Genomic DNA, 7,952 nt, shown 5'->3' on the forward strand with positions numbered 1-7,952 from the left:
TTGCCCGCCTGGTTCGACGACTACAACCGCTGTCACCCGCACCGAGGCCTCAAGATGAAGTCACCCCGCGAGTTCCGTACTGCTAACTCTCAACCCTGAGCTGTCCGATTTGACGGGGGCAACTCCACCTGGCCTGGGTGGAGGGCTGGGTGCGCTACGACGCGAAGCGCGTGCTGCTCGTCTACGGGGACCTGAGCCCGTGGAGCGCGAGCGCCTTCAACGTGTCCGCGCGCAATGACTCCTACCGCGTCATCGCGGAGGACGGCATCGGCTTCTACGGCACGCTGAGCACGCTGCCCGAGCCCCAGCGCGGCTTCCTGCTCGGCCGGCTGTCCGAGTGGGCGGGCGTCCCCGTCCAGCTCCCCACCGAGGAGCCCTCCAGTCAGCACCGGTCCACCGACGTTCGCCGCGTCCGTCCACCGCGCGCGAGGTAGCCGCGAGCACCTGGTCGGGCTGTCCACGCCGCACGGACAGCCCGGTCGGCGTGAGGCCCGGTGCGCACTTCCCACGTGGGTAGAGCCATGGAACGGAGCAGCTGCCCGGTGGCGCGGGCTCCTACGTCCGAATTGGCGCGGGGCGACGCTTCTCCCCAGTGAGTGGCGCGGTCTCCACGTCCGCGTCGGAAGCTTGGCGAGGCGCCTGCTCGCTGGCGTTGGTCCTGTGCCTACGTCCGAAGCGGGGCGCGATGCCTGTCCGGTGGCGCGGGCCCCACGTCCACGTCGGGAGCACAGCGGGACGAGGCGCGGCTACTTCCCACGCCGCGAGCGCAGCGCGGCGAGTCCTCTCCGCAGCGAGCGCAACCTCCTCCGCAGCCACACCTGCCACAGCGAGGGACGCGCCTCCCCGGGCGTCTCCGGGAACCCGGGCTCGGTGGTCGGCGTGCGGCGCCGGCCGGGCACACCGGAGTCCGTGTCCAGCGCGCCCCCGGGTCGCTCCGAAGCCCGCACCCACCGGCGCAGCTCGCGTGCCTCCTCGTCACCGTCGAAGAACTCCTCGTCCTCCTCGGTGACGGCGTCCTGCGGCGAGCGCGGTGGGAACAGCGGCACGTCCCACGACGCGTCCGCCGTCTCCATCGCGGCGCTCAGCGCCCCGTACAGCTCCGCGCCGGACGGGTAGCGCCCCTCGGCGTGCTTGTGCAGCAGGCGCAGGCAGATGGGGTCCAGCGCCCGGGGCACGCGCGGGTTGAGCTCGGACGGAGGCCGCGGCTCGGTGGACTCGATGCTGGCCAGCAGCGCGGACGGCGGCAGCTGGGCCGGGTAGGGGAAGGTGCCGGTGAGCACCTCGTGCAGCACCAGCCCCAGCGAGTACAGGTCATCCGTGGGCTGGAAGGCGTAGCGAGACCCGGACACGCGGGGCCCGAGCCAGAAGCGCAGCGACTCCGGGCTGCGGTGGCTGGGCGTGCCCGGGGGCAGCCGGTCCTCCGTCAGGGGCGGCGTGCACGCGTGGTCTCCCGAGCCGAAGTCCACCAGCACCGGCTGCCCGTCCGACGCGCGGACGATGATGTTGCTGCCCTTGATGTCGCGGTGGAGCACGCCCTCGCGGTGGATGGCGTCCAGCGTGAGCGCCACCTGCGAGAACACCTGCGCCACGCGCCGGGGCGTGGGGTGGCAGCGCAGCGCCCACTCGGACAGCGTGGGACCTTCCACGTAGCCCAGGATGAGCACCATGTAGCCGTCGCGCGCGTCCGGCCACCGGCGGTAGCCCAGCATCTCCACCACGTTGGGGTGCTCCAGGCGCATGAGCACCGCGGCCTCCTTCCACGTGCGCCGGTCCACGCGCGCCTCGTCGTCCCGCGAGGGGCCCTGGAGCGCGAACTTCAGCGCCACCGGCCCGCGCGTCTCCGACTCGGCAAGGAAGATGGCGCCCTGTCCTCCGGTGGCCAGCCTCCGGACGATGCGGAAGGCGCCCACCTCCTCGGAGTTGCGCAGCAGCAGCGGGTGCATGCCGTGGGAGGAGCTCATGGCGTCCACCTCCCGGCGGCGCCGCGCGAGGGGGCTCCTTTCCCCCCGAGCGGGGTGGGAACCGGAGGATGTCGAGGGTCCAGCTTACGTCTGGGGGCAGGGTGGGTGGTCATGGTGCGTGGCATGTGAATTCAACCTGTGGAGTCCATAGCACGCGAGCCGCCTCTTCGGGTAGTCTCCTGCCTTGGACGGTAGGGTTCCGGACATGGGACGTGACGGTTCTCATCTGGGAGAGGCGCGAGGACGATGAACGAGGAACTGGCCATCACCGTGGGAGCGGCCGCGCGGGCCGCGCGGGTCCGGCTCGGACTGACCCAGGCGGACGTGGCCGAACGTGTGGGAATCGCCATGGAGGTCTACAGCCGCATGGAGCGCGGCAAGGTGCTGCCCAGCGTCACCACCCTGCGGCGGCTGTGTCAGGTGCTGCGCATCGGCGCGGACACGCTGCTGGGCCTGGAGGTGGAGGGACTGGATGCGCCACTGGAAGAGGGCGTCGCCGAGCCCGCGCCGGGGGAGGACCCGCCCCGCCTGCGCCGGCTGGTGCGGGCCCTCCGGGCGCTGGACCCGCCGCAGCTCAAGGCGGTGTCGCAGGTGGTGCACGGCGCGCTCGGGCTGCTGCGCAGATGAGCGGGCGCGGCGGGGCGGGAAACTTGCGCGGCCAGGAGCGCGTGCGACGCTCGGGCGTCATGCGTGAGCCCGTCGACCACAAGCTCGCGGTCCTCCTGGGAGGCGCCGCCCGAGAGGCCCGGCAGCGCCTGGGCCTCACCCAGAGCGACGTGGCCGAGCGCATGGGCATGGCCATGGAGGTCTACAGCCGCATGGAGCGCGGGAAGATGCTGCCCCGCGCGCAGACGCTCCGGCGCTTGTGTGACGTGCTGCAGGTCTCCGCCGACACGCTGCTGGGCGTGGGCCGCTCCGGCGCCCCGGTGCCGCTGGTCTCCAAGAAGACGCCGCGCGAGGACCCGGTGGAGCTGCGCCGCATGACGCGCAAGCTGCGGGAATTGGAGCCCGCCCAGCTTCGCGCCGTTTCGCGGGTGGTGAACGCCGTCGTCACGGTGATGCCCCGGCCCGGGGCTCCGGCGGCGGTGTCCCGCCCGGCCCGCAAGCGCCGGGCGACGGGGTAGCAGCCGACCTCACGGGATGAGCCCGAAGGGTGGGGGCATGCCTGCCCGTCCGCCCGCCAACGCCCGGAGCGGGCCTCCGTCGGTCGCCCTCTCCTCATTCGCCTGTCCCTGGGTTAGCACAGGGTTCCGCTCATGCTTCCGCCCCCTCTGCCTCCGGACGAGTCCCAGCGGCTTCAGGCTCTGAAAAGCCTCTGCGTGCTGGACACGCCCTCGGAGGAACGGTTCAACCGCATCGTCCGCGCCGCGGCGCGGCTGTTCGACGTGCCCATCGCGCTGGTGTCGCTTCTGGACGAGGCCCGGCAGTGGTTCAAGGCCCGGGTCGGCCTGTCGGCCACCGAGACGCCTCGGGACGTCTCCTTCTGCGGGCACGCCATCCTCGGCTCCCACACCTTCGTGGTGCCGGACGCGCTGCATGACCCGCGCTTCCACGACAACCCGCTCGTCCTCGGCGCGCCCCACATCCGCTTCTACGCGGGCCACCCGGTGCGGGCGCCGGACGGCAGCCGCGTGGGCACCCTGTGCCTGCTGGACAGCAAGCCGCGCGACTTCTCCGACGCGGACCGCGCCGCGCTGGCGGACCTGGCCGCCTGGGTGGAGCTGGAGTTCGACTCCGTCACCATCCGCCTCGCGCGCGAGGCCCTGGAGGAGCAGCAGCGGCTGAAGAACGAGTTCGTCTCCACGGTGAGCCACGAGCTGCGCACGCCGCTCACCTCCATCCGTGGCTCGCTGTCGCTGCTCGTCGGGGGGATGGCCGGGACGATGGAGCCGCCCGTGGCGGAGATGGTGGGCATCGCCCACAAGAACAGCGAGCGGCTGCTGCGCCTCATCAACGACATGCTGGACCTGGACAAGATGGAGTCCGGCCGGCTGGACCTGCACCCGCGGCCGACGGAGCTGGCGCCGCTGCTCGTCCAGGCGGTGGAGGCGCACCGGGGCTACGCGGACACGTACGGCGTGCGCCTGGAGACGGTGCTGGACCTCGCCGGCGCCCGGGTGGTGGTCGATCCGGACCGGCTGGAGCAGGTGCTGGCCAACCTCCTGTCCAACGCCATCAAGTACTCCCCGCGCGGCGAGCGCGTCACCGTGCGCCTGTCGCGCGAGGGGGCCCGGCTGCGCGTGGGCGTGGAGGACCGGGGCCCGGGCGTGCCCGACGCCTTCCGCTCGCGCATCTTCCAGAAGTTCGCCCAGGCGGATGGCTCGGACACCCGCAAGCGCAGCGGCACCGGCCTGGGGCTGAGCATCGCCCGCGCGCTGGTGGAGCGGCAGGGCGGCACGCTGGACTTCACGTGCGCCCCCGGCGGTGGCACCGTCTTCTGGTTCGAGCTGCCCGAGCGGCCTCCGGAGGCGGGATGAATCCGAGGATAAATCCGGAGCCGTGCCCCATCCGTACCCCGTCCCCCTCCCGAGGAGCGAAGCGATGACGACCCTGCGCAAGGTGATGCTGGTGGACGACGAGGACGACATCCGCACCATCGGCAACCTCAGCCTCAGCCGGGTGGGCGGTTGGCAGACGGTGCTGGCCTCGTCCGGAGCGGAAGCGCTGGAGAAGGCCGCCGCGGAGAAGCCGGACCTCATCCTGCTGGACGTGATGATGCCCGGCATGGACGGGCCCACGACGTTCGGCAAGCTGCGCGCCCAGGAGGCCACCGCGCGCACGCCCATCATCTTCATGACGGCGAAAATCCAGAAGCAGGAGGTGGCCCGCTACCTCGAGCTGGGCGCGCTGGGCGTCATCGGCAAGCCGTTCGACCCCATGACGCTGCCGCAGGAAATCCGGAAGCTGGTGCCGGGATGATGAAGGGTTCGCGCCTGTCCAAGCGCTCGGTGGTGCTGGCGGCGGGCGCGCTGCTGCTCCTGTGCGGCCTGTTCATGACGGGCCGCCCGTGGGCGGTGTCGGAGAACGACCGGTACCGCACGTCCCTGCGGCAGCTCCTCGTGGCCAGCGCGGAGCTGGAGCAGGACGTGCTGCGTGCCCGCCTGGGGCTGCCGGAGGTGCACGGCTCCGGCCCGTCGGACTTCGCCGCGCTGCGGGCCCGCGCGGAGGCGCTGCGCGACTTCCCCTCCTTCCTGCCGGACCAGGACCGCCAGACGCTGGCGGCGACGCTGGAGCGGTACCTCGGCGTGCTGAAGGAGAACGAGGCCCAGCTCGCGAAGTCCCTCGCGGCGCAGGCGCGCGGCGAGACGCGCGAGGCGAACGTCCTCGTGCAGGCCATGCTGGAGCGCTCGGCCCGCGCGGAGGCCGAGCGCCTCATCAACACCTACCTCCAGCTCTACGAGCGGACGCAGACGCGCAACGAGCGCTCGCGCGTGGCCTTCTTCCTCGTGTCGCTGCTGCTGGGCGCCTACGTGATGGTGGTGCTGGTGCGGCTGTCGCGCGCCACCGCCGAGCTGGGCACGCTCAACACGGACCTGGAGCGGCGGGTGGAGGAGCGCACCGCCGCGCTGTCCACGACGAACAGCGAGCTGAGCGTGAGCGAGGCGCGCAAGGCGGCCATCCTCGAGGCCGCGCCGGACGGCGTGCTGCTGTTGGACGGTGAGGGCCGGCTGCTGGAGCTGAACCCCGCCGCGTTGCGCACGTTCCGCCTGACGTCCGCGCAGGCGGTGGGCCGGGACTTCCTGTCGCTGGCGCTGCCCGCGTCGCTGCCGGCCGGAGCGCGCGAGCGCGTGGCCGCGGCCCTGGAGGCGCCCGCGGGCGGGGCCACGCGGCTGGAGTCGCCGTGCCTGCGCGCGGATGGGAGCGTGTTCCCCTCGGAGCTGACCATCGCCCGCGTGCATGGCGACGGGCCGAGGCGCTTCACCGTCTTCGTGCGCGACATCACCGAGCGCAAGGAGGTGGAGCGGATGAAGAACGAGTTCATCTCCACCGTGAGTCACGAGCTGCGCACGCCGCTCACCTCCATCCGCGGCTCGCTGGGCCTCCTGGAGGGCGGCATCATGGGCGAGCTGCCGGCGCAGGCGCTGGACATGGTGCGCATCGCCCGGACGAACACCGAGCGGCTCATCCGGCTCATCAACGACATCCTCGACCTGGAGAAGATGGACGCGGGCAAGCTGGAGCTGAAGCTGGCGCCGCTGGAGTGCGCGGAGCTGGTGGAGGCGACGCTGTCGGGCGTGCAGGGCATGGCGGACACGGCGGGTGTGCCGCTGCGCTCGGACGTGGAGGGCGCGCCGAAGGTGAAGGGGGACCGGGACAGGCTCATCCAGGTGCTGACGAACCTGGTGTCCAACGCGGTGAAGTTCTCGCCCCGGGACGCGCCGGTGACGGTGCGGGTGCGCGAGGAGGCGGGCGGCCGGGTGCGCTTCAGCGTGGTGGACCAGGGGCCGGGGATTCCGGCGGAGAAGCGGAGCCGGCTCTTCGGGCGCTTCCAGCAGCTGGACGGCTCGGACACGCGCTCCAAGGGAGGCACGGGCCTGGGGCTGGCGATTTCGCAGGCCATCGTGGAGCAGCACGGTGGACGCATCGAGGTGGAGAGCGAGGAGGGGAAGGGCTCCACCTTCACCTTCACGCTGGAGCCGCTGAAGCCCGCGTCGGCGGAGGCGGCGTCGGCGGTGCCCCGGGACGAGTCCCGTTACAACGTGCTGGTGGTGACGGCGGACGGGGAGCTGTCCACGCTGCTGCGCGGGCTCCTGTCGCACGAGGGCTACCGGGTGGTGCGGGCGGGCTCGCTGGCGGAGGCGGCGGAGGTGCTGGAGGCGTCGCCGCCGGACGCGCTGGTGGTGGACACGCAGATGCCGGACGGGCAGGCGCTGGACTGGGTGCGGCGCCTGCGCGAGCAGCCGCGCACGCGGGAGCTGCCGGTGCTGGCGCTGTCGGGGCGCTCGGCGGAGGGCGAGGGCGTGGGGATGCCGCTGTGGGTGGACTGGATGGCGAAGCCGCTGGAGGAGACGCGGCTGTTGAAGTCGCTGCGCTACGCCATGCGGCAGCCGGGGCAGGCGCGGGTGCTGGTGGTGGACGACGACGCGGGGACGCGGCGGGTGCTGTGCGCGCAGCTGGAGCGGCTGGGCGTGCAGGTGTTCGAGGCGGCGGACGGTGAGAGCGCGGTGGAGCTGGCGCGCGAGACGACGCCGGACCTCATCGTGCTGGACGTGGGGCTGCCGAGGCTGGACGGCTTCGAGGTGGTGGACATCCTGCGCCAGGGCAAGGGCCGGACGACGCCGCTGATTGTCTTCACGGGGCGGGAGCTGTCGAGCATGGACCAGCGGCAGCTGACGCTGGGGATTACGCGGCACCTGACGAAGGCGCGCTCGTCGGAGGAGGAGCTGGTGTCCTCCGTGCGCGAGCTGCTGAATGGATTGCTGGCGCGGCGCGAGGCCGCGGCGGCGGAGAGAAAGGCACTGTCATGAGTGGGGGCAGGACGCTCCTCTTCCTGGAGGACGACAAGGACCTGCAATCCCTGGTGTGCACGCTCCTGCGGGAGAAGGGCTACCGGGTGGAGTCGGCGCGCAGCGCCCCCGAGGCGCTCGCGGTGCTGGCGAAGGTGCCGGTGGACGCGGCCATCGTGGACGGGCTGCTGCCGGGGATGACGGGAGCGGACTTCATCCGGGAGCTGCGCAAGACGGAGCCGGCGTTGCCGGTGCTGTTCGCGTCGGCGTTCTGGAAGGACCTGAAGAGCCACGAGCTGCTGACGCGGCAGCTGGGGGTGGCGCGCATCATCCACAAGCCGTACCGGCCGGAGGAGCTGCTGGTCTGGGTGGACCAGCTCTTCGCGCCGGTGACGCCGCCTCCTCCGCCGCGCGAGGCGTTCGAGGAGACGGAGGTGGTGGGGGACGACCTGGCGGCGAGCCTGGCCGCGCTGAACGCGGAGTACGGCGCGAGGCTGCGGGAGAAGGTGAGCGGGCTGGAGGCGCTGCTGGGGCGGGTGCGGGC

Annotated in this window: 8 protein-coding genes; 7 read left to right on the forward strand and 1 reads right to left on the reverse strand. The window is 72.4% G+C overall.

Annotation, left to right across the window (positions count from 1 at the left end; genetic code table 11):
• Positions 1-137: 137 nt before the first annotated feature.
• Positions 138-434, forward strand: coding sequence for a hypothetical protein (locus HG543_RS49230; protein ID WP_343073638.1), 297 nt, complete (start codon positions 138-140; stop codon positions 432-434).
• Between the two features lie 312 nt (positions 435-746).
• Here HG543_RS49230 and HG543_RS49235 read toward each other — a convergent pair whose 3' ends face one another.
• Entirely contained in the window at positions 747-1,961 is a 1,215-nt protein-coding gene (locus HG543_RS49235) for a serine/threonine protein kinase (protein ID WP_169351913.1), read from the reverse strand.
• A gap of 246 nt (positions 1,962-2,207) precedes the next feature.
• Between HG543_RS49235 and HG543_RS49240 the strand changes: the two genes are divergently transcribed.
• The 6 genes from HG543_RS49240 to HG543_RS49265 form a co-directional block, all read left to right on the forward strand.
• Complete coding sequence (locus HG543_RS49240; RefSeq protein WP_169351914.1) at positions 2,208-2,588, forward strand: helix-turn-helix domain-containing protein; 381 nt, start codon at positions 2,208-2,210, stop codon at positions 2,586-2,588.
• 59 nt (positions 2,589-2,647) lie between these two features.
• A complete protein-coding gene (locus tag HG543_RS49245) occupies positions 2,648-3,085 on the forward strand; it encodes a helix-turn-helix domain-containing protein (RefSeq protein ID WP_169351920.1) in 438 nt (145 codons plus the stop codon).
• A gap of 132 nt (positions 3,086-3,217) precedes the next feature.
• Positions 3,218-4,438, forward strand: coding sequence for a GAF domain-containing sensor histidine kinase (locus HG543_RS49250; protein WP_169351915.1), 1,221 nt, complete (start codon positions 3,218-3,220; stop codon positions 4,436-4,438).
• 64 nt (positions 4,439-4,502) lie between these two features.
• The gene (locus tag HG543_RS49255) at positions 4,503-4,880 is read left to right on the forward strand and encodes a response regulator (protein WP_169351916.1); all 378 of its coding nucleotides are present in this window, start codon (positions 4,503-4,505) and stop codon (positions 4,878-4,880) included.
• Positions 4,877-7,429 carry an ATP-binding protein gene (locus HG543_RS49260; RefSeq protein ID WP_169351917.1) on the forward strand — a complete coding sequence of 851 codons (2,553 nt, stop codon included), beginning with the start codon at positions 4,877-4,879 and terminating at the stop codon, positions 7,427-7,429. Before HG543_RS49255 ends, HG543_RS49260 begins: the two co-directional genes overlap by 4 nt.
• The coding region (locus tag HG543_RS49265) for a response regulator (protein WP_169351918.1) at positions 7,426-7,952 on the forward strand (527 nt) is incomplete at its 3' end. The genes HG543_RS49260 and HG543_RS49265, both read left to right, overlap by 4 nt.

It is taken from the genome of Pyxidicoccus fallax (assembly GCF_012933655.1).
Classification (GTDB): Bacteria; Myxococcota; Myxococcia; order Myxococcales; family Myxococcaceae; genus Myxococcus; species Myxococcus fallax.

Excerpts from the sequence above, each read along its gene's own strand:
- HG543_RS49250 (WP_169351915.1), top strand. The coding sequence starts at position 3,218 with ATGCTTCCGCCCCCTCTGCCTCCGGACGAGTCCCAGCGGCTTCAGGCT.
- HG543_RS49235 (WP_169351913.1), bottom strand. The coding sequence starts at position 1,961 with ATGAGCTCCTCCCACGGCATGCACCCGCTGCTGCTGCGCAACTCCGAG.
- HG543_RS49240 (WP_169351914.1), top strand. The coding sequence starts at position 2,208 with ATGAACGAGGAACTGGCCATCACCGTGGGAGCGGCCGCGCGGGCCGCG.
- HG543_RS49245 (WP_169351920.1), top strand. The coding sequence starts at position 2,648 with ATGCGTGAGCCCGTCGACCACAAGCTCGCGGTCCTCCTGGGAGGCGCC.
- HG543_RS49260 (WP_169351917.1), top strand. The coding sequence starts at position 4,877 with ATGATGAAGGGTTCGCGCCTGTCCAAGCGCTCGGTGGTGCTGGCGGCG.
- HG543_RS49255 (WP_169351916.1), top strand. The coding sequence starts at position 4,503 with ATGACGACCCTGCGCAAGGTGATGCTGGTGGACGACGAGGACGACATC.